Below are 26,391 nucleotides of genomic sequence, written 5' to 3'. Positions count from 1 at the left end.
GCGTGAGGCATAAATTCTTCCGGGTCAGGAGAAGAAGTCCTGCATCGTCTTCTGGTAGAGGTTCGTCACCGTCTTCCAGCTCCGGCGGGCACAGGGCGGTGGGCTCCCGTGCTCCCGGATGTAGTCCCGGAGGAACCCGATCGTCACGGCATCGGAGGGATAGCCGCTTCCGACCTTCCCGTACTGCTCTGCAAGTTCCTGGATCGCCCGGTCCCGGGTGACCTTCGCGACGACGCTCGCCGCACCGACGATCTTGTAGCGAGCATCCGCACGGTGCTCTGCAACGATCTCACAGGGGAAGTCGAGATAGCCCGCGACCGTCCGGCCGTAGCGCTCGGCGTTCACGTCGCAGGCGTCGAGGTAGGCCGATTCCGGGCGAAGCCCCGTGAGCGCCTCGGCGTGGAGTTCGGCTACGCACTCGTTCATGCTCATCCGGGTGCGGCAATCATCGATCTCAGCGGCATCGATGGTGACGACCGCTATCGAGAAGTCTCGGAAGAGAACCTCGTAGAGCGCCTCGCGTTGCTTCGGCCGGAGGACTTTCGAGTCCCGGATGGGGAGGGCCGCAAGGTCTTCGATAGCCCGGCACCCGACGGCGGCGACCACCATCGGGCCGAGGACCGAGCCTTTCCCCGCTTCATCCACTCCACAGATCACGCTCTTCTGGTTGCTTCGCAAGGTATTTCAATGCCGACGGTTGAATCCAGATGGATGTACACCATCATTGTTGGCCTGGGCGGAATCGGCCGGAACCTGACTGCGATCGCCGTGAACGCAGGTGACTCCGTGGTGGTGATCGATCAAGACGAGGAGCGTGCAAGCGATATCCTGGAGCACTACGACGTCCTCGCCATCACGGGAAACGCAACCGACAAGGCCGTGTTGCAGGATGCCGGGATCGACCGGGCCGACGCCCTGGTTGCTACCACGAGCGACGATGCCGTGAACCTGATGACCTGCTGGCTCGCCAAACGCTACAACGTCAGAAACGTCGTCTCGATCGTCAACCAGAAGGAACACTCCGACCTCTTCAACGAGGTCGGCGTCCGGATCAGCGAGAACCCCGACGAGCTGGTGGCGACCCGGCTCTATTACTGGGCGAAGAGCCCGAACCTCCAGCAGGTTGCCTCGATCCCCGGCGGGACCATCTTCGAGATCGTCGCTGAGGAGGGCGCGCCCATCGTCGATCACGAGATCCGGGACCTCGAGGTCCGGGACTTTGTCTTCATCGCCATCCGGCGCGCCGGAGGCGACCTCATCATCCCGAGCGGCACTGTCCGTATCCGGCCCGGGGACGTCATCACGGTCTTTACAAAAAAAGAGGCGGAGGCGGAGACGATAAAGACCCTCAACCGACAGTTGATACGGTCAGGCTAGGGTGTCCTTGAGCGCTTTGAGCTCGAAGAGCAACTTCGGGTTCCGCTTGATCAGTTCCTTGATGAGCGCCGAGACCGAGAACTCACTGAAACTGATGCTCGCGATCGAGTCCGCGAGGGTGTTGAGTTTCGCATCGTCGAGGGTGATGAAGTACTCCTTGACCTTGTAGTTCCGCTCGATGCCCTTGCCCATCCGGGATACCCGCCACTCTGTATCGTAGGGCATCAGCGCCTCCTTCGAGCAGTTGCCCGCCTCGATGCACGTTGATGCCACCTGAGCGGCGAGCCGTCCGGTGTAGAGAGCGTTCCCGATCCCGCCGCCGGTGATCGGATCGACGACCCGCGCAGCATCGCCGATGACCATGAGGCCGTCCGCGACCGTGCAGGGGAGCGGTCGGCAGACCGGGACACCGCCCACTATCGCCTCGATCGTCTTCCCGTTCGGGAAGTTCTTCGCGACGAACCGGTCCAGGTAGTCCTTTGCCCGGGATCCGTCCTTACTTTTGCGTCCGGTGATGCCGATCCCGACGTTTGCCGTCCGGTCGCCCTTCGGGAAGACCCAGAGGTAGCCTTCGGGCGCGATCTCGTTGCCCAGGTAGAAGTCCGTCGAGCCCGCCTCAATATCGATATCGGTCATCAGGTACTGGGCGCAGCTCATCATCTCCCGGAGGGGGACGGTGGTGTCGAGCCCGGCCCGGCGGGCGAACTGCGCCTCGGTGCCGTCGGCGGCGAGGACCACCTCGGCCCGGATCTCGGCCGGTGTCCCGGTTGAGATCACCTTTGCGCCCCGGACCGCTCCGTTCTCCATGATCGGCCCGGTCGCCCGGGTCTTGACGAAGACGTCCGCCCCGGCCTCAGCAGCCTGCCAGACGAGCTCCCGGTCAAAGACCTTTCGGTCGAGGACGTAGCCGACCTCGTTTCCTGCCCGGTCCTGGTCGAGGCTGATGGCGGTGCCGTTCGGGACGATGATCCGGGCACGCTCGATATCGGCGGAGATCCAGCGGGGGTCGGGTCTGATGTACTCTTTCAGGAGTTCCTTGCCGATCCCCTCTGCGCACCGGACCGGCGTGCCGATTGCGGCACGCTTCTCGATGAGGCAGACCGAGTTTCCTGCCTCGGCCGCCGTTTTCGCGGCAAGAGCCCCGGCGGGGCCTCCTCCGACGACGAGCACATCGTAGTTACTCTTCATGGACGACCTCCAGTGCTCCGAGCGGGCACGCCCGTGCGCAGATACCGCAGGCGATGCACTCCCGCTCAAGGCTGAGATAGGCGTCGATCAGTTCGAGCGCGTCCTCGGGGCAGACTGCGACGCAGGTGCCACAGTAGCCGCACTTGTCTCGATTTATCCTGAGCATTGTACTATCGTTGTTGTTGTGATCGCAAAAACCTTTATGTTCTTCGCTTCCGGGGACGCCCCGGTATCTCCGGCCGGATAGGGGATCGACAGGATGTCACTGCGAGTCGAGGGGGGCCGGAGGCCGGGTCATCCACTGGGCTATTTAATAGGAGTTAGCACAAATTTATCTGGGAACTGATGAATGCTATGGGACTGAAAGGTGGACCTACGCAGGACGAAGTCATGGCTGTCTCGCTCGCGAAACTCGGCATCCGCCCGGGCGACCGGGTGGTGGATGTCGGGTGCGGGACCGGGAAGGTCGCCATCGCTGCATCGAGGCTCGCTGAACGCGTCTACGCAATCGACAGGAGGGCAGAGGCCATCGCCTATGCCCGGGCTCAGGCGGCTGCCGCCGGGGTCTCAAACGTCGAGTTCTTCGAGGGCGATGCGGTGGAGATCCTCCCTGACCTGGGGCCGCTCGACGCTGCTTTCGTCGGGGGGTCCCGTCGCCTGCCGGAGGTCCTCGACCTCCTCGCCGGGACGGTGCAGGGCAGGATCGTCGTGAACGCGGTGATGATCGAGACGCTTCACTCGGCGGTAGCGACCATGCAACGCCTCGGGATATTCGTGGAGGCCGTCCATCTCCAGGTCTCCCGGTCCGCCGATATCGCCGGCGGGACGATGTTCAAGCCAGTAAATCCCGTCTACATCATCGTCGGGGGTGCCGGATGCTCGTAGGGGTGGGGCTCGGCCCCGGCGACCCGGAACTCCTGACCCTCCGTGCGGTCCGGCTCCTTGGCGAAGCTGCGGCAGTATTCGTCCCCGGCAACCTCGCCTATGATCTGGTCCGGCGCTACCGCCCCGATGCCGTCATCCTCAAATTCCCGATGACGAGCGACGAAGCCTACATCCGGGAGTGCCTCGAAGAGAACGCCGACAGGATTGCACCACAGGCAAAAGACGGGCTGGTGGTCTTCGGGATCATCGGTGACCCGAACTTCTACTCGACCTTCTCCCGGCTCTGCGAGGTGATCGCCGGACGCTACCCGGATGTCTCGTTTGCGACCGAGCCGGGGATCAGCTCCATCACCGCGTTCGCCTCCGTGGCAAACGTCCCGGTGGCCGGCGGGTTCCTGGTCTCGGACGGGAACGGCCCTGAGTCCCGGATCTTCATGAAGGTGAGGAAGCCTGCGGCGCTCGCGGCCTCCCTCTCGGGCGAGGGCTACTCAGAGTTCGTCCTCGTGGAGCGGATGTTCATGCCTGAGCAGCGGATCTACCGGGGGGACGACCTCCCCGAGGAGAGCGATTACTTCTCGATCCTCTTTGCGAGGCGGTCGCATGCATAAGGTCTACATCGTGGGTGCGGGGCCAGGGGCGCCCGACCTCATCACGGTTCGGGGGATGGACCTCCTCCGGCGGGCGGACGTCCTCATCTACGCGGGCTCGCTCGTGAACCCGGCGCTCATCGCGGAGTCCGGCGCGGACGTGAGACTTGACAGCTGGGGGATGACGCTTGACGAGATCGTCGATGCCGTCGAGGAACATGTCCGGGCAGGAAAACTTGTCGTCCGGCTCCACTCCGGCGATCCGGCACTCTACGGCGCGATCGTCGAGCAGATGGCGGAGTTCTCGCGGCGCGGGATCGAGGCCGAGATCGTCCCCGGCGTCTCGTCGCTCTTTGCGGCCGCGGCGGCATTGAAGACCCAGTTCACGCTCCGCGACGTCTCCGAGAGCCTGATCGTCACCCGCCCGGCGGGGGCGACGCTTGAAGCGGACCAGATCGCCGAGTTCTCCCGTCTCGGCCAGACGATGGTGGTCTTCCTCGGGACCGAGCGGATGGAAGAGGTCCTCGCCCGGGTGGAGTGCCCCCCGGAGACTCCGGCGGCGGTCGTCTACCACGCCTCCTGGCCCGACCAGAAGGTTGTCCGGGGAACGGTGGCCGATATCGCGGCAAAAGCCCGGGCAGCCGGGATCGAGCGGACGGCGCTGATCATCCTGGGGAAAGTGGTCGATCCGGCGACGTCGGGGTTCGGGAGGTCGGTCCTCTACTCATGACCGGGACCGTTGTTGTCGCGCTCGAGCGGTTCTTCCCCGATGCCCAGCGGATCGCCGACGCACTCGGCGCCGAGGTGATCACCTACGGCCCGGATGCCTTTCGGAGAGCATTTTCCGGCCACTCCCGGATCGTCGCCCTGATGTCGGCCGGGATCGCCGTCCGGGGTATCGCTCCCCTGCTCACCGACAAGTGGCGGGACCCGGCGGTGGTGGTGGTCGGCCCGGACCTACGCTACGCAGTCCCGGTCGTCGGAGGGCATCATGGCGCAAACGACCTTGCCCGGGACCTTGCCGCCCTCGGGATCACGCCGGTGATCACGACCGCGACCGAGACCCGCGGCCGTGAGTCGGTCGAGGGATTCGCCGCCCGGTCCGGGTGCGAGGTCGTGAACCGCGACTCCACCCGTGCGGTGAACGCCGCGGTTCTGGACGCCGACATCCCCCTTTATTCCGTCACCGGCCCCGGGATCGTCGTCGCGGGCCCGGGAGTCGCCCTCCTCGTCAGGAAGGGGGAGTATGCCGTCGGTGTCGGGTGCCGGAAGGGTGTCGGGGTGGCTGAGGTGGCAGGCGCCGTCCGGCAGGCGCTCGGGAAGGCCGGGATCGTCGAGGGCGAGGTCCTCGTCTATGCAACGACCGCACAGAAGCGCGGGGAGGAAGGCCTCCTCCGGGCTGTTGCCGACCTCGGCGGTAACCTTGTCTTCCTGGACGACGAAACGTTGAATGCACAGGAGGCCCCTTCCCCCTCGCGGGCCTCCCTGATAGGGCTTGCCGGGGTCGCGGAGCCCTCGGCCCTCGCGGCCTCGAAGCGCAAAGTTCTGATTCTTGCCAAGCAGACGTATGGGAGTGTTACCGTTGCAATCGCACGATAAGAGAGGAAGACTGTATATCATCGGGACCGGTCCCGGCAACCTGCAGCAGATGACGCCCCGGGCGTTAAAAGCCCTCGGCGAGGCCGACTGCGTCATCGGCAATGGGTTTTATCTTGATCTGGTCGAGCCGATGCTCGCCGGGAAAGAGGTTGTCCGGAGCAGTATGGGCCGGGAGGTCGACCGGGCGAAGAGGGCGCTCGACCTCGCAGAGGACCGTGTCGTCGCGATGGTGAGCGGCGGGGATGCCGGGGTCTACGGGATGGCGAGTATCGTGCTCGAGGTTGCCGAACGCTCGGGCGCCGTGGTCCCCGTCGAGGTCATCCCCGGGATCACGGCTGCGGTCTCGGCGGCGGCGCTCCTTGGCTCGCCGCTCTCGGGCGACTACGTCACGATGAGCCTCTCCGACCTCCTGACGCCCTGGGAGGAGATCGAGCGAAGGCTCGACCTCGCGTTCCAGATGCAGGTGCCGGTCGTCCTCTACAACCCCCGGTCCCGGGGGAGGCCGCACAACCTTGATGCAGCGGTCACTATCGCCCGCCGCCACCTCCCGGACGAGACCCCGGTGGGTGTCGTCAGGAACGCCTACCGTGAGGGTGAGGAGCGGTTGATAACGACGCTTGGTGAGTTTGAAGACCACTTCGCCTTTGTGGACATGCACTCGATCGTCTTTGTCGGCGGAGAAGAGACGAGGATCTGGAGGAGTGAGACAGATGAGAGAGGAATCATCACGCCCCGGGGATACCACCGGAAGTACGTATACTGACCTTGCGGCGGTCACCCCGGAGGCCTACGCGATAGCGAGCACGAGCCGGAACCTGGCCCGGGAACGGGTGGGGAACGCCACGCTCGAGGACCGGATCCGGCAGCGATGTTCGATAGCGGTCGGCGACTTTGCGATGGCCGACCTGATGCGGTTTGCCGGCGACCCGGTGGAGGCGGGTGTCTCCGCACTCGGGCGGCGGGCACCGATCATCACCGATATCCGGATGGTGCAGACCGGCATCCTGAAACGCGGCCATGGAAGCGAGGTCCTCTGCGCCCTCGATTACGGGGCGGATATCGCCCGGGATCGAGGGATCACCCGGACGTCCGCGGGGTTCTTTGCCCTGCGCGACCGGATGGAGGATGCGATCGTGGTGATCGGGAACGCCCCATCGGCGCTCCTGGTCGTCTGCGATATGGTCCGTGAAGGGGTCCGGCCGGCGCTGGTCATCGGGACCCCGGTGGGGTTCGTGAACGCGGCGGAGTCCAAAGAGGTTCTTCGTAGCCTCGACGTGCCGTCGGTCTCGAATGCCGGGACCCGCGGCGGCACACCGGTTGCGGTGGCGGCGATGAATGAGATCGTGACGATCCTCGCCGAGCGTGCAGGTCATGCGGGACCCGGTTACTGATTTTGAGTACCCCGATGCGTGGGTTGCGGCCTGCCGCTCCCCCGACCTCCTTCCCGACGTCGAGCGGGGCTTAGTGGTCCTGACTGCGTCGGGAACCGTCCTCCGCCGGGGGTTCACTACCGGGACGACCGCGGCCGCGGCCTGCAAGGCGGCGGTCCTCTCGCTTTCCGGGGGTGAGGTGACGGAGGTGGGGATCACCCTCCCCTGCGGGATCACGGTCAGGATCCCGGTGGACGCCTACCAGGGGCGGGCGTCGTGCTGGAAGGACGCCGGGGACTACCCGTCGGACGTGACCGCCGGGCTCGAGTTCGCTGCGATGGCGGTCCCTTCCCTCTCGGGGGGTGTCCAGTTCGTCCCCGGCGAGGGTGTTGGGAGTTTCTCCCGCGACACGCACCGCCACCTGCAGGGGACGCCGGCGATCAGCGCCCCGGCGCTCGACTGCATCCGGCGCTCGATCGACGAGGCGGTGGAGGAGGCGGACCTCTCCGGGACAACGGTCATCCTCACGATCCCCCGGGGGGCGGAGGTGGCCAGGAAGACCCTGAACCCGAAGGTCGGGGTGCACGCCGGGATATCGGTCCTCGGGACGACCGGATTCGTAGAGCCCTGGGACGATCACATGGAAGAGGGGGTGCTCGACCGCATCGACCGGGCTCCCGGCGGCGTCGTGCTGACGACCGGCCGGCTTGGCTTGCGTTACTCCCGGCTCCTCTTCCCCGAGCGGGAGGCGATCCTGGTCGGGAACAACCTCGCAGAAGCGCTCCGCGTCGCGGGCGACGATACTGTTATCTGCGGGCTTCCCGGCCTGATCCTGAAGTTCATCAACCCGGACGTGCTCGAGGGGACCGGGTATGCGACGGTTGAGGAACTCTCGACGACCCCGCTCTGGGAGGAGGCCGTCCGCCGGGAGCTTGCCGCGTTCCGGACCCGCCACCCCCGCGTCCGGGTGGTGATCGTCGACCGCGACGGCCGGGTCATCGGGGAGTCGCCGTGAAGATCGTCGGCGTGGGCTGTGGCCCGGGGATGCTGACCGCGGAGGCGGCGCGTGTTATCGCGGGCGCGTCGCTCATCTACGGCTCGGACCGGGCGATCGCGCTTGCCGGGGAGGCCATCACCCCGGGGTGCGAGGTCCACGAGATTGCGGATTACCGGGGCCTCCGACTCCTCCCGGACCATGCCGTCGTCCTCTCGACGGGGGACCCGATGCTTGCGGGCCTGGGCTACCTCCCCGGCGATGTGGTCCCGGGGATATCCTCCCTCCAGGTCGCCTTCGCCCGCCTGAAGGTCCCGCTGACGAAGGCGGCGGCCGTCTCGGCCCACGGAAAGGACCATGCCCGGTCGATCGCCGAAGCCTGCGATGAGGTCCTCCGGGGCAGGGTGGTCTTCCTCATCGCCGACCCGGCCTTCTCGGTCGAGGCGCTCGCGGCCGCCCTCCCGCCGGAGACCCGGCTTGCCGTCTGCGAGGACCTCGGCTACCCGACAGAGCGGATCGTCGTCGGGACAGCGGCAAAACCCCCGGCCCCCCGGGGAGATCTCTTTGTCGTGGTGGCGGGGGAGTTTTAGGGGTTACAGCGCGGGAGACTGCAGATCTCCCACAGCGCACCGGCCCGGCTCCTCCTTCCTGAACTCATAGCCCGACCGGAGGAGGTCGAGGAAGATCGCCTGGTATATTCCCCGTTCGCAGAGTTCGAGGTGGTAGCGGTGCACCGTCGACTTCGTCCCGTACTCCGCCGGCACATCGCTCCAGGCGCACCCGGTGGTGAGGACATACAGGATCCCGTTGAAGAGGTGCCGGGGGTCCCGGCGGGGTCTGCCGATGTGCGGTTTCCGGGGCGGGAGGTGTCGCTGAACGATCTCCCAGAGGTCGTCGTCGATCTCCCGGAATGCCATAGACCTCGCATAGAGTTTGGAGAATTTATAGTTTTGGGATGGGCGGAGCCTGCTCCTTCTGCGTCATACCGTGCCGTAGTTCGTGACGATGATCTCGTGGATTTTGCCGCGTCTCATCCCGTCGCAGTTGATCATTCTCCTCGCCGGAACCCGGTCGATCTGGTATCCGGCATAGAGATCGTCGAAGAACCCGTCGTCCGGGTCGGTGTTCCTCGGGTCGGAGTTGCTCAGCATAAGCCTCGCGCCTCTCGTGTTGCATCCCCGGTAGAATGCGGCAAGACGCCTCTGATCCTCGTCGGTAAACTGGTTTCTTGAGTACTGCGTGAACGAGGATGTCCGGTTCAGCGGCCGGTAAGGGGGGTCGAAGTAGACAAAGGCTTCTTCTGATATGTACGGTTCTGAGAGCGTGAAGTCGCCCAGGTGGATGGTTGTATTCTGGAGCAGAGCGGCGTCGGCCCGGAGCACGTCTTCATGCAGGATCTTTGGATTCTTATACCTGCCAGACGGGACATTGAACTCGCCGCGGGAGTTGACCCGGTAGAGGCCGTTATAGCATGTCCGGTTGAGGAAGATGAACCGGGCGGCCCGTTCTATCCAGTCCGCGTCGTACCGGTTGAAGTCGATGCCTTCTTTTGTGCGGTTGAACCGATCCCGCGTAGCATAATAGTACTCTTTGCGTCCCGCGTCGTCCCGGGGGAGGAAGTCGTCGGAGAGATCACGCAGGCAGTCGATGAGGCGCTCGACATCGTTCTTCACCACACGGTATGCGAGGACCAGGTCCTCGTTGATGTCGAAGAGGTGGCACTCCCGAAACCCGAAGATGCTGTTGAAGTAAAAGTAGACCGCTCCACCGCCCATGAACGGCTCGACGAAGACCGGCAGGGTTCCCTCGCAAAGTTCCCGGGGAACCCTGCTCGCGAACGCATCGAGCAGCTGCGCCTTTCCGCCCGCCCACTTGAGGAACGGTCGTGCGCTGGTCGGGGGTGTTGGTCTCATTCCGTAGTTACTTCGCGATGCCGGCAAAAATGTGTTTTGGGCGAGCGAATAATCATCTCCTGCCTCTCCGTTCAGCCTGCTCCGACCCGAAGAGTCCCTGTTCCCCCCGTGAACAACCGGCACCGGCGAGGAGGGTAATGTTAATACCGGTCGGGTTGACACCTGTTGAGGTGCAGATAGAACTGCTCCGGTTTTTCAGATGGCGGCGTATTCCGGGGAGAAACAGCCCTTGCCCTGCTCAAGGACGGGTGAGGGCGAGCAGGAGGCCTCTGTGATGAGAGAGCTGCCGGCAGACGGGCGCCTGGCGGCGCTCCTGGCAGAGAACGAGGCCCTCCGGGCCGAGAACGTGACCTTGCAGTCTACGAAGAATGCTCTGCTGGAGAGCGAGGTACGTTATCGACGGCTGTTTGAGAACGATCTCACCGGCGACTTCGTCACCACGAAGGATGGCCGGATAATCGCCTGCAATCCCGCATTTGTCAGGATCTTCGGGTTTGCCTCCGTAAATGAAGCCCTGAACACCAGCATCCTGGACCTCTACGAGGACCCCGGCGACCGGGAGGCGCTCCTTCTACGCCTCCGGCAGGAGGGAAAGATCGAGAACCAGGGCCGAACCCGAAAACGCCGGGACGGCACCCGTATCCACGTCGTCGAGAACCTGGTCGGGCGCTTCGATGCGAACGGAGAACTGATCGAGATCCAGGGCTACACCTACGACGACTCCGAGCGAAAAAGGGCGGAGGATGCCCTGCGGGAGAGCATGGAGTGGTTCCGGCAGACGCTCGATAACCCGCTCGTTGGCTACGCTCACTGCCGGATCATCACCGATGCTTCCGGGCGGGCTGTTGATTTTGTTTTTCTAGAGGTTAATGGGGCATTTGAAGCGTTCTCCGGGAGATCCCGGGGGGTCGTCCTGAACCGGCGGATAACTGAAACCTTTGACCTGGTGGAGGTGGCCGATCTCATTACCATCTACGGAGATGTGGCGTTGACCGGCAGGTCGGTGACGTTCGAGTACCGGATGCCCTCTCTTGAGAAGTGGCATGAAGTCACCGCCTTCTCGATCCGGCCGGGATACACCACAGCGTTCTTCACCGACATCACGAAGCGGAAGCTTGCAGAGAATGCCCTGCGCGAGAGCGAGGAGCGGTTCCGGGCGGTCCTCGAGAACTCGCTCGATGCAGCCTACCGGCGCAACCTGCAGATCGACCGATACGACTACATGAGCCCGGCGATCGAGGAGATCCTCGGCTTTACCCCGGAGGAGATGGCCGCGATGGGGATCGAAGAGGTCATGGACCGCATCCATCCCGACGATCGCCCGCTGGCTGAAGCAACGATCAGCGACGCGATCGCATCGGGAAGGGGGCTTCTCGTATACCGTTTCCGGGCGAAGGACGGCGAGTACCGCTGGCTCGAAGACCATTTAACGGTGACCTGCGACCCGGCCGGCCGGCCGCTCTACCGGGGCGGCATCGTCCGCGACGTCACCGGGCGCAAGGAGGCAGAGAAGGAGCTTGAGTCCGCCCATCGGGAGGCGAACCTCTACCTCGACATCCTGACCCACGACATCGGGAACACCGAGAACGTCTCGAACCTCTACGCCGAGCTCCTCCTCGATTCCCTGGACGGGGAGGCGGCCTGCTACATGGCAAACCTGAAACGGAGCATAGCAAAGAGCATCGGTATCCTCGGCATTGTCTCGAAGATCCGGCGGATTCACGCAGGTCCGCCCGACATCCGGCCGGTCGACCTCGATGCGGTCATCCGGGGGGAGATCGCTCATTTCCCGGATCTTCCCATCCGGTACGAGGGAGCCCCCTGGCAGGTTCTCGCCGACGACCTCCTCTGCGAGGTCTTTACGAACCTGATCGGCAACGCGGTCAAGCACGGAGGTCCCGGCGTCGAGGTCTCCATCCTGACGGAGGATGCGGGGGGGGTTGTCCGGGTGATGGTCGCGGATACCGGCCGGGGTGTCCCGGACGCCCTAAAAGAAGAGATCTTTCACCGCTATGAGAAGAAGCAACGGGGCGTGGGCGAGGGCCTCGGCCTCTACCTGGTGCGGATCCTCATCGAGCGCTACGGCGGCAGGATCTGGGTCGAGGACCGCATACCGGGCCGCCCGGAGGAAGGAGCGGCGTTCTCCTTCTTGCTCCCGGAGGCGGTTGGGTAAGCCGTACCGGCTCGCCCCCGTCGCAGCATGGGAAGCCGGGAGTCCTCTCCGGCGCCTCTCCCTGCTGTCCTGCGCCCTGTCTGTTGCTCCTCAGGTTCCGGGACGCATGCCCGCCAGTTGCATTGCCCCCGGTCGTGTTCTCCTCTCCCATGTAGGAGATCCGGTAGATCACGCCGTTCGTGTCGTCACCCACGAGGAGAGAACCGTCCTCTGCGATCGCAAGGCCGCAGAGCCTTGTGGAGAAGGCGGTCTCGTTCTCATGCAGGAACCCGGTCATGAAGTCCTCGAACCCCTCTGGCTCACCTGCGTCGTCGAAGAGGACCCGCACCACCTTGTAACCAATCGGCGGGCAGCGGTTCCATGATCCGCGGAGGGCTAAGAAGGCATCGTTCTGGTCCTCCTTCGGAAGCTGCGTCTCATTGTAGAAGACAAACTGCATCGGCGGGCTGTGCGCCTGGTACTCGAGCACCGACGGGACGCTTATGGCGCAGAACTCCTCCCGCGTCATGTTCGGCGGGTCCTGTGCGATGATCCTGTCGATCTGCTGCTTCCCGCAACGCCATGGCCATCCGTAGTTTCCGCCATCCTCGATCCGGTTCAGTTTTTTGGGAGGCAGGTCCGGGCCCCGCCAGTCGGATCCCTGGTCGATCCCCCAGAACTTGCCGGTCTCCGGGTGCCAGCCAAAGCCGATGGTGTTCCGCAGCCCTTCGGCATAAATGCGGTACTCGCTGCCGTTGACCTGCACTGCGCCGTCAGCCTGGGCGAGCACCCCTGCCGGGAGAATGCAGAGGAGGGCCAGAACAGCCGCGAGCACAAGATGTTCCGGTGCGTATTTCATCTCTCAAACACCCGGGATGCCGCAGGCTGGCGCCCGCATCGTCGGCCCGAGAGTCCCTGGCGGATCCGGTGTTCTGTGCCGGCAGAGCAGAATCTCCCACCTGACCGGCCGCGCCGGTGAGAATACGGGATCGGTCATAGGTTTGGATGAGTGGGGACCTCGCTTCCTGCTGTAGCCGGATGCCCGTTGCGGACCTCGCATCGCTCCGGGATCGGCCCGCCCGGCCACGATGGGGAGGATCGATCCGGTGGGTCTTATCTCCTCTCCCGGAGCAACCTTTTAGTGATGAGCGAGAGCGGGCCGGAGCGCCGCCGGGTCAGGATCCCGGTCAGGACCAAGTTCCTCCTTGTATTCCTGGGACTGTCTACGGCCGCCCTGCTTCTCGCCGGTTCACTTGCTTTCGTCCAGATGGACGATGTCAGCCGGTACGCGCTCGAGCGGAGCACCGACCTCGGGGTCCGCGCGGTGAATGACAGCACCGCCGCGCTCGAGCGCAATACCGGTGAGTCGCTCCTCCGGCTTGCCCAGGACCAGGCCTACATCAGCAACATCCTCTTTGAGCAGGTGAGCGGGGACCTTGAGGTCATGGAACGCTACGCCGCAACCATCATAGCAAATCCATCCATGGTCCGGCAGCGCCACTTCTACCTGCAGGATGAGGAGCCGGCGGACCGCCGCGCCACCTCCGTCCTCTTCCTCTCGCCCGGCATCGATGCCGGCCGTCTTGCCGAGGAGCGGAACGCCGCGGGGATGATGGACGACATCTTCATCCCCATCGCCGCAACGAACCGACACCTTGCCGGTGTCTACGTCGGGACGGGCTCCGGGATGGCGATGATCTATCCCTGGACGACCGGGCTCGACGCCACGTGCGATCCCCGGCTCAGGAGCTGGTTCGTGCAGGCGAGTGAGACGGGAGGACCGGTCTGGTCCGAGCCGTATGTCGACCTCATCGGACACGGCCTGATGGTGACCTGCTCGCGGCCGGTGTACAGCCCCGACAGGGACTGGGTCTGGGTGGTCGGTGCGGACGTCACGATCGAGACGATCAACCAGCAGATCATTGGGACGCAGGTGGGCGACCGGGGGTATGCCATGCTGGTCGACCGGCACGGGAACGTCATCAGCCGTCCCGGTCTCACCTCGGGTGACCTCCGGTGGGACGAGTCGTTCGTCACCGAGAACCTGCTTTTGAGCTCGAACCCGGACCTCGCCGCGGTCGCCGGGAAGATGATCGCGGGGGAGACCGGGATCGCCCGGGTCGGGCTTGACGACGGCGAGCGCTTTGTCGCGTATGCCCCTGTCCGGAGCGTGAACTGGAGCGTCGGGGTGGTGATGCCGGTCGACGAGGTGCTCGCGCCGATAGAGGAGACCCGGGCGAGCATCCTCTCGGCATCGGAGGATACCGCCCTGCATATCGGCACCCAGCAGGACCGGATGAAAGCCGTCTTTACCGGGGTGTTTCTCGTCCTGCTCGTTGTCGTGGCCCTCCTGACCCTTGCCGTCACCCGGTACTTCACCCGGCCCATCGAGGAGCTGCAGAAGGGTTCAGAGGCCATAGGCCGGGGCGAACTCGAACACCGGGTGGAGGTGGCGACCGGGGACGAGTTTGAGGATCTTGCCCACTCCTTCAACAGGATGGCGGCCGACTTGCGCGGGCACATCGAGGACCTCCGGCAGACAACCGCGGAGAAGGAGCGGATAGCAAAAGAACTTGAGATCGCAAAGGAGATCCAGCAGAGCATCCTCCCGGAGTCGGCGCCGGTGCTCCCCGGGTTCGACCTCGCGGGCTTCAACCTGCCTGCCCGGGAGGTGGGGGGGGACTTCTTCGACTACATCCCTGTCGGCGAGGGCTGCTGGGGCGTCGAGATCGCCGACGTGTCGGGGAAAGGTGTTCCGGCGGCCCTCTTCATGGCTCTCTCCCGCACCCTCGTCCGGGCGAGTGCCTCGGCGAACCCGGACCCCGCCGGGTCGATCCTGGAGGCGAACCGCTACATCTGCATGGACTCGAAGACCTGCATGTTCGTCACGCTCTTCTATGGTATCCTCGACACCCGGAAGGGGACGTTCACCTACGTCAACGCGGGCCACAACCCTCCCCTCCTCTTCAGGGCGGGATCGAGCGCGGCGGTCCTCCTCCGGGGGAAGGGGATTGCTCTCGGCATCTTCGACGATATCGAGCTCGAACTCGTGGAGCTCCGGCTGAACCCCGGCGACACGGTGGTCTTCTACACCGACGGGGTGACCGAGGCGACAAACGAGCGTGACGAGGAGTACGGGATGGAGCGGCTCACAGCGCTCATCCCGGGGCTGCTCGATCGTGGGGCACGGGAGATGATCGACGCGATCGTGAGGGATGTCAACGTCTTTGCCGGGGACCGGCCGCAGTTCGATGACATCACGCTCGTGGTGCTGAAGGTTGGGTGACGGGAACCAGGGGCGAGATCCCTCCCGGTCCCTGTATTTTACACCTCCCTGCCCCTCCTGCACCGGACAATAACGGCACGTTTATTATGACCAACGTTAGAAGAACTTCTGTGGGCTGGAAGGCGGTTCGTAACAGTTTAGCATTCTCTATCCTGTTCAAACCATCCGCAGGCAGCGGATCCTGCCGATTTTGACCTCCTCCGGTAACGCATCATGCGGAATGGGGATCTATCATGATCAAGCGAACGGCATTTCTGGCGGCGGTTGCCGTGGTCCTCATGGTCGTGCTGGCTGCTTTTCCGGCTACGGCACGAAGTGTTGACAACGGCGGTACCATCTATGCGGGTGAAGAGAACCTTGACCTGAGCGCGGTCTTCAATGCTGCTCCGGTCATTCTTTCCGAAGAGGGAACTCCGCCCGATCATCCGGGAAGTGAGGTAGGGGCATCTTATGAAAGCCAGAGCGTCTCGTCCGGAACCCTGGTCTACTACAGCAGCATCTCGACTCCGACATCCGGAACTGTCGGACAGACTATCGCGGTAGCCGATGTCTCGAACTTTGAACTGACCGCATCTGCGGTTGGAACGGCGACCGGTACCTGGTATGCGTTCACCGACGGCACCCCCTTCTTCGATCCAGGCCGGGCTGCCGGTGTTGTCGTCATCGCGACCCCCACGGCCGATCTTGATGTTCTATTGAACGGCACAATCACCTCGGTGAACTGGCAGTCCGTGTCCCGGGCAAACGACATTCAGTTCCGGATCACTCATAATGTCGGACCCCTCCCCGGGGCTGCCATGGAGGTCAGGGTTACCACACCTGCCGGAGGTACATTGACGGTATTTGAGGGCGTGGATCTCAGAAGTGTGGTTCTCGCCGGCAACCAGCAGAGCACCACCGCCCCTATACCGCTACGAGGCGCCGGGGAAGGAACGTATGTCGCACAGGCTGTCTGGCCCGCTGCTTCCGACTTCTATGGGAAGGGTTTCGACACCAATACCGTGACCTTCGAGGTCATCACTCCGCACCTCTCTCTATCAACTAATAAGGAGACCGTCATCCGCGGCAACAGTTTCACTGTGACCGTCGTCGGTGAGCTGAACCGGGAGTACCGTCTCTCTGTCAGGGATGTCGGCGGCTTTGCCCCCGGAGAGTTCCCGGTGATCGCACCCGGTCAGGTCGGTGTCACCGCCATCACTCCCGCGGAGGCAGAACTCATGACCACCGCCGCCGGCACCCGATCCGTCCTGTTCAACACCAACCAGAGTACCAGGGATACGAGTTACACCATCTGTGTCACCGACCCCCTTGATACAACCCTCTACGATGAGGTCACGGTCTTGGTCGAGAAGGGCTCTGTCACCGTCACGGCATCCGGTACCGGTGCCTACGCCATCGGCGAGGAGATCGTCCTCTCCGGGACCAACACCGACAGCGACACCACCTACCTCTTCCTGACCGGCCCGAACATCGATCTCAACGGTGCCAGGCTTGAGAATACCAGCGTGAAGGCCCGAACCGGGGACGAAAGCACCTTCACCCGGGCTACCGTCCAGGCTGACGGCACCTGGTCTTACCGGTGGAACACCGCCGAAGTCGACCAGATCCTCGATGCCGGCATCTTCACCATCTACGCCGTCTCGCAGCCCTGCGCCAGGGAGAGTCTCGACGTCGCCCGGTCCTCGACGACCACATTCCTGCTCCGGTCCCCGACCCTCACCGCCGAGGCCTCCGGCGCCACCCTTGTTCCGGGCGACAAGTACCGGATAGGTGGAACGGCGACGGGAGCGCCGGGTTCTGTCCAGGTCTGGGTCATCGGGCCGGGCTGCCGGATACTCGGAGACCGGACGCCGGTTGAGGGCGACGGCACCTTCGAGTATGTCATCGATGGTGCACGGACCCAAAAATTCATCCAGAGCGGTCCGTACTACGTTGTCGTCCAGCATCCGGGGACCTACGGAGGATTCGGGGTTGTTGCCAACGAAAGCGGTTTTCTGTCTGGACCCGGCATAAACCCCGCAGATCTCTCGAAACTTTCAGAATCTGACGCGGTGAACGCGCTGCTCGGCGCCTTTGACCTCCGGTACGTCGATGATTTCTACACCAAGCTCTCTTTTAGTGTGGTGAAGGCGTCCTGGATCTGGATTGATCCGATCGACGATCGGGCATACGGGGAGATTGTCACGGTCGCCGGCGATACCAGTTACCCTGCAGGCACGGTGCTGGCCTACCATATAACCGCAGAGGAGGGTGGGGCTCGTATCCTCACCGGGGAGGTTGTCGTAGCCGACAGGGGTGCGTGGAGTTTCGATCTGGAGGCTGTGCTCAAGCCGGGCGCTTACAGCGTCCGGGTTCTCTCCCCTGACGGACAGGTCTCGGAGACCATGTCGTTCAACGTCTGCGACGACATCATCCACCCGACCACCCCGGCAGGCGCCACCTACACGATAGAGAGTATCCGGACGACCCCTCCTCTCGATGAACTCTCTTTCGGTGAGAGCCTTGCCCTTGCCGTCGTCATCGATACTCCCTGGGCCGAACACCTGGCGGGCCTTGAGTTCTCCACCGATCTCGAAGACCCGTACTGGTCCTATGATATCGAACTCGGCGGGGCGATGGTCTCTACCGGGTCCCGGTACTCCCGGTCGTTCGGGCTCTCGGCGTTCGAGCTCGATTACGGGCAGGATGTCCGCCTCCGTGTCTTCCTCGACGGCATCGTGCCGGCGGGGGGAGCGGAGAGCCCGGTACTACTCGGTGTCCTTGAACGCGGCGCTAAAGGGGAGGTCGTGCCAAAGAGCGATTACCGTCTCCTCTTCATCCCCGGCGTAGACCAGCCCGGCCTCACCCTCGTCCCGGGCTGGAACTTCGTCTCGATCCCCCGGCCGCTTGCGGCCGGGAACGACACTGCGGGGATCTTTGCTGGTGTCAATAGCGGCGGCCGCTCGATTCTCCGCTACGATACGGCTGCGGGGAGTTGGACGAGGCTCGAGATGGAGGACCGCCTCGCTCCCCTTGAGGGATTCTGGATCTACTCGACAGAACCCGCGACCATCCCGCTCACCCTCTCGACAGAATTACCCATCCCACCGATGGAGCGCGGCCTCGTTACCGGCTGGAACGCTATCGGAACCACCGGCACGGGCCCGGTGACGGCGAGGGATGCCCTCCTCTCTGTCCGCGGGCAGTGGACGACCCTGATCGGGTTTGATGCCGGGACGCAGGCCTTCGAGACGGCGGTCATCAACGGCGGGAGCGGCGCATATGCCGACAGCCGCCAGGTCTATCCCGGCCGGGGCTACTGGCTCTACATGACCGGGCCGGGCACCCTCTGCGCCGTAGGAGCGTGATGCGAGTGAGACGGATCCTTGTGGTGCTCCTCCTCGTCGCGCTCGCCGGGACGGCGTCGGCTGTCCCCCTCCTCCCCGCGGAGTTCTGGGGCACGGTCAGCGTCGGCGAAAGCCCGGCACCGGCCGGGACCATCATCACTGCCCGGATCGATGGCCGCGACTGCGGAGAGTTCACGACGACGGCCGCCGGGGTCTACGGCGGTGAGACACTCTTTGATGAGCGCCTGATCGTCAGCGGGGGGGAGGGAGATGCCGGGGAGACGATCACGTTCCTTGTCGGCGGCGCTGCCGCCGGGACGGCAGTCTATGCACCCGGGACCTCTACGCACCTCGATCTCATGACCGCGGGTGTCAAGGGCGATTTCGATGGGGACGGCGAAGTGGATATCGGCGATGTCGCCCATGTCGCGTATATGATCGTCGGGAAGTCGGCGGCCAGCCCTGCCGCTGACTTCAACGAGAACGGCGCGGTCGACATCGGCGATGCGGCAAAGATCGCTTATTACTACGTCGGGATGGTCCCGGCGCTGTGAAGAGCGCGTCTGCGTCCTCCTGGTGCAGGACATTTCCTGGTTTTTATGAACAGCAAGCATCTCCAACATCGTGATGCGCTGGATCTGAGAAATATCCGTTCTCTGCGGTGTCTTCGGGGGAAACGGTCCGGAAATGCAGGCAGTAAAAGGGAAACGCTTTTCATAACCGGAAGTTACTGTTATTCAAGGATACCCGATGCCGATCCGGTGCCCTGCGAGACTGATCACCCTAGACGAGAAGCATTCACCGACCCGCCCCTGATTCACTTCAGGTTTCAATATCACCTGCTCAGCGACCACTCTCTCGTTTTCCTGTGAGCGGGAGCGCATGACCCAAGGCGGCACCGCGGATGTGATGAACATGAAGCAGACGGTCTTTCTTGTAGTAGTAATGCTGGCCGCGATGGTGCCGGCGGCGCTTGCCTCGGATGATTGCCAGGTTGAACGAGTGGACTCACCTATGGTGCCCCTGGCCCCAGATGCCGGGTTGGGTCTGAATTTTCAGCAGGATTCGGGCACCCTGGAGTACACCTTCGTGACGAGCTGGGGAACGAAGGCCTATGTGAAAGATGGTGCTTTAGATAGGCCGTCAGGTATTGCGGTTGATGCTGCCGGCAATGTATATGTAACTGATACACAGAATAGCCGCATCCAGAAGTTTGATAGCTCCGGCAACTTCCTTGAGAAATGGGGTGACTGGAGCCTTGAAAGTGGCGGTTTCCAGCTTCCCGTCGATATCACAATTGATGTTGCCGGCAATATCTACGTAGTCGAAGAGATCAATCATCGGGTTCAGAAATTTGATAGCTCCGGCAATTACCTCACGATGTGGGGATCAGAAGGTTCAGGAGATGGCGAGTTTCAGTGGCCAAGCGGTATTGCCGTTGATACTGCCGGCAATGTCTACGTGGCAGATCCTACAAATTGTCGCATCCAGAAGTTCGACAGTTCCGGCAACTTCCTTGAGAAATGGGGGGGGTCCTGGGGATGGAAAGATGGAGAGTTCAATTACCCGACCGATGTTGCCGTCGATGTTGCCGGAAACATCTATGTGGCGGATCATTATAACCGTCGCATTCAGAAATTTGATAATTCTGGTAGATTTCTCATAAAATGGGATTTAAGCCACTCTGGTGACGAAAAACTTAAATGCACCAGCATTACAGTTGATTCTCTTGGCTACATCTATGCATATAATGGAGATCGCATCCAGAAGTTTGATGATTCAGGTAATCTCCTTGCAACATGGGGATCACAGGGTACCGGCGATGGTGAGTTCATATCATCATCGAGATATGTTGGCATTGCAGCTGACTCATCCAATAATATCTATATAACCGATTCTGAGAATCACCGCGTCCAGAAGTTCAACAGTTCCGGCAAATTCCTCGATAAGTGGGAATCCGAGGCTCCCACGAATGACGAGTTCCTGGATCCATGTGGTGCCGCAATTGATGCCACAGGAAGTATTTATGTGGCGGATACATGGAATCACCGCATTCAGAAGTTTGATGATTCCGGTAATTATCTCTCAACGCTGGGATCACTGGGACTCGGTGACGAAGAGTTTAAATATGAGGTTCCCGACATCGGGATTGATGCCGCGGGTAATATTTACGTGCTCGAAGGGATTCGTATCAAAAAGTTTGATAGTTCCGGCAATTTCCTCACGAAATGGGGATCAGAAGGTTTTGGAGATGGCGAATTTGGATGGCCACAGGGCTTTGCCGTTGATGCTTCCGGGCATGTCTACGTAGCCGATACACAGAATCACCGTATCCAGAAGTTCGATAGTTCCGGCAGCCTCCTCGCAATGTGGGGGTCAGAAGGTTCAGGGGACGGGGAATTCCAGTACCCATGGGGCGTTGGTGTCGATGTTGCCGGGGATGTCTATGTGGCGGACACATACAACCACCGTATTCTGAAGTATGATAGTTCCGGCAACCTCCTCGCAACGTGGGGATCAGAAGGTTCAGGAGACGGGGAGTTCCAGTTCCCATGGGGCGTTGCCATCGATGGTTCCGGTGATATCTACGTGGCAGACAATGCGAATCATCGCATCCAGAAGTTCGATAGTTCCGGAAACTTCCTCACGGCATGGGGTTCACGCGGCTACGCGGATGGAGAGTTTGAGTGGCCAACGAGCATCGTAGTTGATAATTCCGGCAACGTCTATGTGGTAGACAACGGCAACCACCGTATCCAGAAGTTCGCACCAGCAGCCGCGACCCCTGCCGCTTTCACCGCGAACGTCACCGCCGGGGTGGCACCGCTCACGGTGCAGTTCACTGACACCTCAACCGGCGACCCGACGGCATGGCACTGGGACTTCGGGAACGGAAATACCGCCGCCGACCAGAGCCCGGTGTATACCTACACCCTCCCCGGCATCTACACCGTGAACCTGACCGTCAGTACTCCAGACGGCTCTGCCACGCTCTCCCGACCTGACTTCATCACCGTCACGGCTCCGAAGGGCGACTTAAACGAGGACGGCGTCGTCGACATTGCCGATGTCGCCCATGTCGCGTATATGGTCGTGGGGAAGGCGGCGGCCAGCCCTGCCGCTGACTTCAACGAGAACGGTGCGGTCGACATCGGCGATGCGGCAAAGATCGCTTATTACTACGTCGGGATGGTCCCGGCGCTGTGATGAGAGCGGAAGGACGAAACTCACTTTTTGGGGGAGGTCGCCGATATCTCTGGGGCTGTTGTTGAAATATCCTTTTATCCGGATAGAAAGGGCATAGGAGTGCAGCCTTTTCATCGAGGTTTTCGGGATGATTGCCATTGCAGGGATGTCAGGCCTTTTTCTGATCCGGTTTGGCGCGATCATCCGTGTAATGCCTGTTACATCATCCCAACCCCTGGGTTCAGAGATCGAGCGAACTCCTGGCACTCTTCTGGAATGATCATTGACAGTGATGAGGGATACCATATCGAATGTTTTTAAGGGAGTAAAAAAGCCGTTAGAAAGATTTAATGCAGTCTCAACCAACAAAATGTTCATATGGCATGCATGGGTTTATCGGCAGCTAACGCTCGACGCTGCTCCGCAGTACACAAGGGTATGCTGGCGTTGTCTGATCAGGGCACGCCAATTCTTCTGTTGAAATCCATCCGTTCCGGGGTTCTGTGATCCTCTATGACAAAGTCTATTACTGCGTTGTTCTTCTTTGGACTCATCTTCTGTATGGGTTTTATCTCAGTATCGGCTGCTGCGGACGGTGAACCATGGGAGTGGTACGGTTCAGGGAGCTCTGCCGGCCAGATTGTCCTCTCGCCTGAGGCGCTCGAACGGTTCGAGAGACCGATGATGCACACGAATACATCAGGAGAAGGTGAGGTCGATAGGTCCGATGTACGAATGAGTACAAAGCCGGAAAAAGGTGCAGCCCTGTCTCTCCCGGCAACTGCCACGGGAAGGCCACTTTATGACCCGGGATCGATCATCGTCCGGTTCAAGCCGGATGTGGCAAGTTCACCGTCCCGGTTGTCGCGGGTGTCGGAGACAACCCACTCTCAAACCGGTTCGATTGTGATCATGGACTACAGCGATATCGGCCTTTCAGGCATGCAGATGGTGCAGCTGCCGGAAGATCTGTCGGTAACCGATGCCGTCAATGCCTATTCCCGGAACCCGGATGTCCTCTACGCCGAGCCCAACTACTATTATTATGCCGATGCCGTGCCGGACTTCACGCCTACACCCACGCCCATCCCGGGAGGGGGAGGAGGAAGTGGAAGCGGAGGGGGCCGTACCCCGAACGATCCTCAGTTCAGCAACCTCTGGGGGCTGTACAACACTGGGCAGACAATCAATGGGAAAACCGGCACTGCAGACGCTGATATTGATGCACCAGAGGCCTGGCCGATCACCACGGGATCCCGGAATGTGATCGTTGCCGTCATTGATTCTGGAGTCATGTACACTCACCCGGATCTTGCTGCAAACATCTGGACAAATCCGGGGGAGGTCCCGGACAACGGAGTCGATGACGACGACAACGGGTATATCGACGACGTCTACGGCTGGGACTTCTACGATGACGACAACAACCCCGGTGACCTCAACGGCCACGGAACGCATTGTGCCGGGACCATTGCCGCTGTCGGAAACAATTCCCTCGGCGTTGCCGGAGTGATGTGGGATGCAAAGATCATGCCCCTCCGGTTCCTTGGCCCGGATGGGAAGGGAGATACTGAAGATGCAATCCGCGCCATTAAGTACGCAACCATGATGGGTGCGGACGTCATCAGCTGCTCCTGGGGCGGGGGCGGTTACAGCCAGGCGTTAGCAGATGCAATCGCTGAAACTCCGGCACTGGTCGTCTGTGCTGCGGGAAACGATGCCCTGAACAATGATCTGAATCCTCACTACCCGTCGTCATATGCGAGTGAGAACATTCTCGCGGTCGCCGCAAGCACCAACACTGAGCAACTTGCATCGTTCTCGCACTTCGGCGCGACATCCGTGGACGTTGCAGCGCCCGGGGAGAACATTCTCAGTACCTGCGTCACCAAGGTGACAGCCTTCTCCGACGCCATGGACTCGCTGGATACATGGGACGTCGAAGCGCCGTGGGGGTTGAACAGATCCTATTACACGAGCGCCCCATCCGCAGCGGACGACAGTCCTGCCGGCTATTATTCACCGAATACAAATGCATGGCTGACCACGAAACAGCCCATCGATTTAGGGGAGTTGCAGGGGGCGACACTCTCCTTTAACATTAGATGGTATCTGCAAGACGGTTATGATAAACTCCATGTCATCTCATCCCCGGATGGCGTGAACTATTATTCACATGGCAACCTTACCGGCTCAAGTGAGGGGAAATGGTATACTGTTACCGTGCCGCTCAGCATGTACGATGGAAATCCAGTATATATCGGATTTGCTCTTACAAGCGATGGTTCAGTCCAGAGGGACGGTGTTCTCATCGACGATGTTCGCGTTGTGGGTGTAGACCCGGTCTCTGCAGGTTACGCGTATAAGTCCGGAACCTCGATGGCTACTCCCCACGTTTCCGGGGTGGCCGGACTGATTCGATCGGTCAATGCATCCCTGAGTGCAACTGAGATGAAAGAGATCATCCTCGATACGGTGGATACAAAATCGGCATACCTGGGAAAGATGGTCTCAGGGGGAAGGGTCAATGCATACGAGGCAGTGAAGGCAGTTGCCCCGGTAACCGTTCAGCCACCTTCAATTGTGTCCAACAAAGACAGCGTGATCCACAGTTATCGTTTCGCCGTAACGGTCTCGGGTGAGCCGTCCAGTCCCTACTGGCTCTACGTCAGGGACGCTGGTCTCCCCACGGCGGCGGAGTATCCCCTGATCACACCCGGGCAGCTGGGGGTAACGCCTGGCGTGGAGATGGCTGACATCACTGACGCTGCAGACTTCACCGATACCCGTGCTCAGATCATCACCAGCGCAGGGGGAACCCGCACGGTTGAGTTCAATACGACCCACGCCACCAGAGTCCAGAACTTCACGATCACGGTCGTCGACCCGGCTGACACCACCCTATCCGACGACGTTGTGGTAACGGTTGAGCAGGGTTCCGTCACCGTGACCACCTCCGGCACCGGTCTCTACTACATCGGTGAGGAGATTGTCGTCTCCGGAACGAACACCGACAGCGACACCGTCTACCTCTTCCTGGCCGGCCCGAACCTCAACACCAACGGTGTCAGGCTTGAAGACCCTGGCGTGCCGGTGACGGACGGCACTCCGGCAACCTTCATCCGGGTGGATGTCGAGGCCGATGACACCTGGTCGTACCGGTGGGACACCGCCAGCCTCAATGCGACCCTTAACTCCAGTGGCTACACGATCTACGCCGTCTCTACCCCGCGGGACAAGGCTCATCTCTCCAATGCCGTCTACGCCACAACCACCATCCAGCTCAGACCCGCCTTCATCACCGCAGAGGCTTCCAGCAGCGCCCTTACCTCAGGCGACGAATTTCGGATCACCGGGGTCGCCGGGGGAGCGCCGCCCAACGTGAACATCTGGACCTTCGGCCCGGACTACTATGGTGGGCACGGTGGAGCGCTGGGGGCACGGGCCGTCAGCGTTGAGGCCGATGGCACCTTCGAGTACGTCCTGGGGGATGCTGAGACCTACGCTCTGCAGGAGGGGCAGTATTACATGGTCGTCCAGCACCCGGTGGATTATGACTTCGGGGTCATGGCCGACACCGCCACGGGAGCGATATACGGAGAGGGCGTCGCCAACGTGACACTCACTAATCTCTTAGCCTACGACGCTGCAATCGCTCTCATCACTGCCCTGGACTCACCAGGTGTCGATGACATCTACACCCGTCTCAACTTCGAGGTCATTGACGCAACCCTGCTGGCGGACTTCGCTGCCAACACCACCGCCGGCACCACCCCGCTCACCGTGCAGTTTAATGACACTTCAGCCGGTAGTCCAATGTCGTGGTCCTGGGCGTTCGGTGACGGCAACACCTCGACAGAGCAGCACCCGATTCATGTCTACAGAACCCCGGGCACCTACACCGTGAACCTCACGGTCAGCACCGGGAGCGACTCGGACGCATTCTCCCGGCCTGACTACATCACCGTCACAAACATGAAAGGTGATTTCAAAGGAGACGGCAAGGTGGACATCGGCGATGTCGCCCTCGTCGCGCATATGGTCGTCGGAAAGGCGGCGGCCGACCCTGACGCCGACTTCAACGGGAACAGTGCGGTCGATATCGGCGACGCGGCAAAGATCGCCTACTACTACGTCGGGAAGATAGGGGAACTCTAACCCCTAACCTGCCCCGGCCGGATTCCACCTTTTAATACGGGTTCGCTCTCCTGACCCCGACGCTGGGAGAGCAGATGCCCCGGGATGAAGACCGCCCGGCACCGTGATCACCCTTGCCTCCGGCGAGTGACTGTCCGGCCCGTCATCGCGAGGCTCACGATGGGCCAGGTCTCTTACAGGGGGGCGAGGGGAGCCCTAATCCTTCGGCCGGCCCCCCGGACCGACAGGAGAGTGCGCAGGAGAGATCATCCCGCCTGTTGTTCGACAGGGCTCTACGGCATCTTTCTTCGATCTATGGGGCATTGGATACGAGTATTTTCGATGGAACTTGTTTTTCACCGAAGTGATGTGAGAGAAAAGTTTATACCTG

General features: G+C 61.8%; 21 protein-coding genes and 1 pseudogene. 15 read left to right on the top strand and 7 right to left on the bottom strand.

Annotated features, from left to right (window positions below; all coding sequences use genetic code 11):
• Nucleotides 1-24 precede the first annotated feature (24 nt).
• Nucleotides 25-678 (bottom strand): ribonuclease HII, encoded by a 654-nt coding sequence (gene rnhB, locus V6K60_RS10135; RefSeq protein ID WP_332450401.1) that lies wholly within the window; start codon nt 676-678, stop codon nt 25-27.
• A gap of 33 nt (nt 679-711) precedes the next feature.
• Here rnhB and V6K60_RS10130 point away from each other — a divergent pair, with 33 nt between their 5' ends.
• Complete coding sequence (locus V6K60_RS10130; protein WP_332450400.1) at nt 712-1,377, top strand: potassium channel family protein; 666 nt, start codon at nt 712-714, stop codon at nt 1,375-1,377.
• Here the strand turns inward: V6K60_RS10130 and V6K60_RS10125 are convergent.
• Together V6K60_RS10125 and V6K60_RS10120 are read right to left on the bottom strand one after the other, a co-directional pair.
• Nucleotides 1,369-2,565, bottom strand: a complete 1,197-nt coding sequence (locus tag V6K60_RS10125) for an NAD(P)/FAD-dependent oxidoreductase (protein ID WP_332450399.1) — start codon at nt 2,563-2,565, stop codon at nt 1,369-1,371. The genes V6K60_RS10130 and V6K60_RS10125 overlap by 9 nt on opposite strands.
• Nucleotides 2,555-2,773 (bottom strand): annotated as a pseudogene (locus V6K60_RS10120) (4Fe-4S binding protein); the annotation flags it as partial. The pseudogene V6K60_RS10120 and the gene V6K60_RS10125, both read right to left, overlap by 11 nt.
• Before the next feature lie 146 nt (nt 2,774-2,919).
• On the opposite strand from V6K60_RS10120, the gene cbiT reads away from it, so the two are divergent.
• The 8 genes from cbiT to V6K60_RS10080 are packed head-to-tail and all read left to right on the top strand — an operon-like array spanning nt 2,920 to nt 8,590.
• A complete protein-coding gene (gene cbiT, locus V6K60_RS10115; protein ID WP_332450398.1) occupies nt 2,920-3,450 on the top strand; it encodes a precorrin-6Y C5,15-methyltransferase (decarboxylating) subunit CbiT in 531 nt (176 codons plus the stop codon).
• Nucleotides 3,441-4,058 carry a cobalt-factor II C(20)-methyltransferase gene (locus V6K60_RS10110; protein WP_332450397.1) on the top strand — a complete coding sequence of 206 codons (618 nt, stop codon included), beginning with the start codon at nt 3,441-3,443 and terminating at the stop codon, nt 4,056-4,058. The genes cbiT and V6K60_RS10110 overlap by 10 nt, the downstream gene beginning before the upstream one ends.
• Nucleotides 4,051-4,767, top strand: a complete 717-nt coding sequence (cobM, locus tag V6K60_RS10105; RefSeq protein WP_332450396.1) for a precorrin-4 C(11)-methyltransferase — start codon at nt 4,051-4,053, stop codon at nt 4,765-4,767. Before V6K60_RS10110 ends, cobM begins: the two co-directional genes overlap by 8 nt.
• Entirely contained in the window at nt 4,764-5,636 is an 873-nt protein-coding gene (cbiG, locus tag V6K60_RS10100) for a cobalt-precorrin 5A hydrolase (RefSeq protein WP_332450395.1), read from the top strand. The genes cobM and cbiG overlap by 4 nt, the downstream gene beginning before the upstream one ends.
• The gene (gene cobJ, locus V6K60_RS10095; protein ID WP_332450394.1) at nt 5,605-6,399 is read left to right on the top strand and encodes a precorrin-3B C(17)-methyltransferase; all 795 of its coding nucleotides are present in this window, start codon (nt 5,605-5,607) and stop codon (nt 6,397-6,399) included. The genes cbiG and cobJ overlap by 32 nt, the downstream gene beginning before the upstream one ends.
• Nucleotides 6,347-7,027 carry a precorrin-8X methylmutase gene (locus V6K60_RS10090; RefSeq protein WP_332450393.1) on the top strand — a complete coding sequence of 227 codons (681 nt, stop codon included), beginning with the start codon at nt 6,347-6,349 and terminating at the stop codon, nt 7,025-7,027. Before cobJ ends, V6K60_RS10090 begins: the two co-directional genes overlap by 53 nt.
• Entirely contained in the window at nt 7,008-8,021 is a 1,014-nt protein-coding gene (locus V6K60_RS10085; protein ID WP_332450458.1) for a cobalt-precorrin-5B (C(1))-methyltransferase, read from the top strand. The genes V6K60_RS10090 and V6K60_RS10085 overlap by 20 nt, the downstream gene beginning before the upstream one ends.
• Nucleotides 8,018-8,590, top strand: a complete 573-nt coding sequence (locus tag V6K60_RS10080) for a cobalt-precorrin-7 (C(5))-methyltransferase (RefSeq protein ID WP_332450392.1) — start codon at nt 8,018-8,020, stop codon at nt 8,588-8,590. Before V6K60_RS10085 ends, V6K60_RS10080 begins: the two co-directional genes overlap by 4 nt.
• Before the next feature lie 3 nt (nt 8,591-8,593).
• Here V6K60_RS10080 and V6K60_RS10075 read toward each other — a convergent pair whose 3' ends face one another.
• Both V6K60_RS10075 and V6K60_RS10070 read right to left on the bottom strand, forming a co-directional pair.
• A complete protein-coding gene (locus V6K60_RS10075) occupies nt 8,594-8,917 on the bottom strand; it encodes a transposase (protein WP_332450391.1) in 324 nt (107 codons plus the stop codon).
• A 63-nt stretch (nt 8,918-8,980) separates the two neighbouring features.
• Nucleotides 8,981-9,913: a DNA adenine methylase gene (locus V6K60_RS10070; protein WP_332450390.1), complete on the bottom strand. Its 933-nt coding sequence runs from the start codon at nt 9,911-9,913 to the stop codon at nt 8,981-8,983.
• Between the two features lie 274 nt (nt 9,914-10,187).
• Here V6K60_RS10070 and V6K60_RS10065 point away from each other — a divergent pair, with 274 nt between their 5' ends.
• Nucleotides 10,188-12,086: a PAS domain S-box protein gene (locus V6K60_RS10065; RefSeq protein WP_332450389.1), complete on the top strand. Its 1,899-nt coding sequence runs from the start codon at nt 10,188-10,190 to the stop codon at nt 12,084-12,086.
• Here the strand turns inward: V6K60_RS10065 and V6K60_RS10060 are convergent.
• Nucleotides 11,983-12,924: a PQQ-dependent sugar dehydrogenase gene (locus V6K60_RS10060; protein ID WP_332450388.1), complete on the bottom strand. Its 942-nt coding sequence runs from the start codon at nt 12,922-12,924 to the stop codon at nt 11,983-11,985. The genes V6K60_RS10065 and V6K60_RS10060 overlap by 104 nt on opposite strands.
• 285 nt (nt 12,925-13,209) lie before the next feature.
• Here V6K60_RS10060 and V6K60_RS10055 point away from each other — a divergent pair, with 285 nt between their 5' ends.
• From V6K60_RS10055 to V6K60_RS10040, 4 genes are all read left to right on the top strand, one after another.
• Nucleotides 13,210-15,351, top strand: a complete 2,142-nt coding sequence (locus tag V6K60_RS10055; protein WP_332450387.1) for a SpoIIE family protein phosphatase — start codon at nt 13,210-13,212, stop codon at nt 15,349-15,351.
• A 233-nt stretch (nt 15,352-15,584) separates the two neighbouring features.
• The gene (locus V6K60_RS10050) at nt 15,585-18,698 is read left to right on the top strand and encodes a DUF3821 domain-containing protein (RefSeq protein ID WP_332450386.1); all 3,114 of its coding nucleotides are present in this window, start codon (nt 15,585-15,587) and stop codon (nt 18,696-18,698) included.
• Nucleotides 18,698-19,231 (top strand): dockerin type I repeat-containing protein, encoded by a 534-nt coding sequence (locus V6K60_RS10045; protein ID WP_332450385.1) that lies wholly within the window; start codon nt 18,698-18,700, stop codon nt 19,229-19,231. Before V6K60_RS10050 ends, V6K60_RS10045 begins: the two co-directional genes overlap by 1 nt.
• 328 nt (nt 19,232-19,559) lie before the next feature.
• Nucleotides 19,560-21,884, top strand: a complete 2,325-nt coding sequence (locus V6K60_RS10040) for a 6-bladed beta-propeller (RefSeq protein ID WP_332450384.1) — start codon at nt 19,560-19,562, stop codon at nt 21,882-21,884.
• Nucleotides 21,885-22,318: 434 nt separating this feature from the next.
• Here V6K60_RS10040 and V6K60_RS10035 read toward each other — a convergent pair whose 3' ends face one another.
• Nucleotides 22,319-22,651: a hypothetical protein gene (locus V6K60_RS10035; RefSeq protein ID WP_332450383.1), complete on the bottom strand. Its 333-nt coding sequence runs from the start codon at nt 22,649-22,651 to the stop codon at nt 22,319-22,321.
• Here V6K60_RS10035 and V6K60_RS10030 point away from each other — a divergent pair.
• Complete coding sequence (locus V6K60_RS10030; protein WP_442919568.1) at nt 22,545-26,021, top strand: S8 family serine peptidase; 3,477 nt, start codon at nt 22,545-22,547, stop codon at nt 26,019-26,021. The two genes, V6K60_RS10035 and V6K60_RS10030, sit on opposite strands and share 107 nt — an antisense overlap.
• Nucleotides 26,022-26,391: the final 370 nt, after the last annotated feature.

The sequence above is a fragment of the Methanoculleus sp. genome (assembly GCF_036677455.1).
Lineage (GTDB): Archaea > Halobacteriota > Methanomicrobia > Methanomicrobiales > Methanoculleaceae > Methanoculleus.
The sequence above is the reverse complement of the archived record's forward strand: the minus strand, read 5'-3'. Positions and strand labels throughout refer to the sequence as shown.

What these genes read in the sequence shown, in the direction of transcription:
- V6K60_RS10130 (WP_332450400.1), top strand. Translation starts at nt 712, where the DNA reads ATGTACACCATCATTGTTGGCCTGGGCGGAATCGGCCGGAACCTGACT.
- V6K60_RS10125 (WP_332450399.1), bottom strand. Translation starts at nt 2,565, where the DNA reads ATGAAGAGTAACTACGATGTGCTCGTCGTCGGAGGAGGCCCCGCCGGG.
- cbiT (WP_332450398.1), top strand. Translation starts at nt 2,920, where the DNA reads ATGGGACTGAAAGGTGGACCTACGCAGGACGAAGTCATGGCTGTCTCG.
- V6K60_RS10110 (WP_332450397.1), top strand. Translation starts at nt 3,441, where the DNA reads ATGCTCGTAGGGGTGGGGCTCGGCCCCGGCGACCCGGAACTCCTGACC.
- cobM (WP_332450396.1), top strand. Translation starts at nt 4,051, where the DNA reads ATGCATAAGGTCTACATCGTGGGTGCGGGGCCAGGGGCGCCCGACCTC.
- cbiG (WP_332450395.1), top strand. Translation starts at nt 4,764, where the DNA reads ATGACCGGGACCGTTGTTGTCGCGCTCGAGCGGTTCTTCCCCGATGCC.
- cobJ (WP_332450394.1), top strand. Translation starts at nt 5,605, where the DNA reads ATGGGAGTGTTACCGTTGCAATCGCACGATAAGAGAGGAAGACTGTAT.
- V6K60_RS10090 (WP_332450393.1), top strand. Translation starts at nt 6,347, where the DNA reads ATGAGAGAGGAATCATCACGCCCCGGGGATACCACCGGAAGTACGTAT.
- V6K60_RS10085 (WP_332450458.1), top strand. Translation starts at nt 7,008, where the DNA reads ATGCGGGACCCGGTTACTGATTTTGAGTACCCCGATGCGTGGGTTGCG.
- V6K60_RS10075 (WP_332450391.1), bottom strand. Translation starts at nt 8,917, where the DNA reads ATGGCATTCCGGGAGATCGACGACGACCTCTGGGAGATCGTTCAGCGA.
- V6K60_RS10070 (WP_332450390.1), bottom strand. Translation starts at nt 9,913, where the DNA reads ATGAGACCAACACCCCCGACCAGCGCACGACCGTTCCTCAAGTGGGCG.
- V6K60_RS10065 (WP_332450389.1), top strand. Translation starts at nt 10,188, where the DNA reads ATGAGAGAGCTGCCGGCAGACGGGCGCCTGGCGGCGCTCCTGGCAGAG.
- V6K60_RS10060 (WP_332450388.1), bottom strand. Translation starts at nt 12,924, where the DNA reads ATGAAATACGCACCGGAACATCTTGTGCTCGCGGCTGTTCTGGCCCTC.
- V6K60_RS10055 (WP_332450387.1), top strand. Translation starts at nt 13,210, where the DNA reads ATGAGCGAGAGCGGGCCGGAGCGCCGCCGGGTCAGGATCCCGGTCAGG.
- V6K60_RS10050 (WP_332450386.1), top strand. Translation starts at nt 15,585, where the DNA reads ATGATCAAGCGAACGGCATTTCTGGCGGCGGTTGCCGTGGTCCTCATG.
- V6K60_RS10045 (WP_332450385.1), top strand. Translation starts at nt 18,698, where the DNA reads ATGCGAGTGAGACGGATCCTTGTGGTGCTCCTCCTCGTCGCGCTCGCC.
- V6K60_RS10040 (WP_332450384.1), top strand. Translation starts at nt 19,560, where the DNA reads ATGACCCAAGGCGGCACCGCGGATGTGATGAACATGAAGCAGACGGTC.
- V6K60_RS10030 (WP_442919568.1), top strand. Translation starts at nt 22,545, where the DNA reads ATGATGCACACGAATACATCAGGAGAAGGTGAGGTCGATAGGTCCGAT.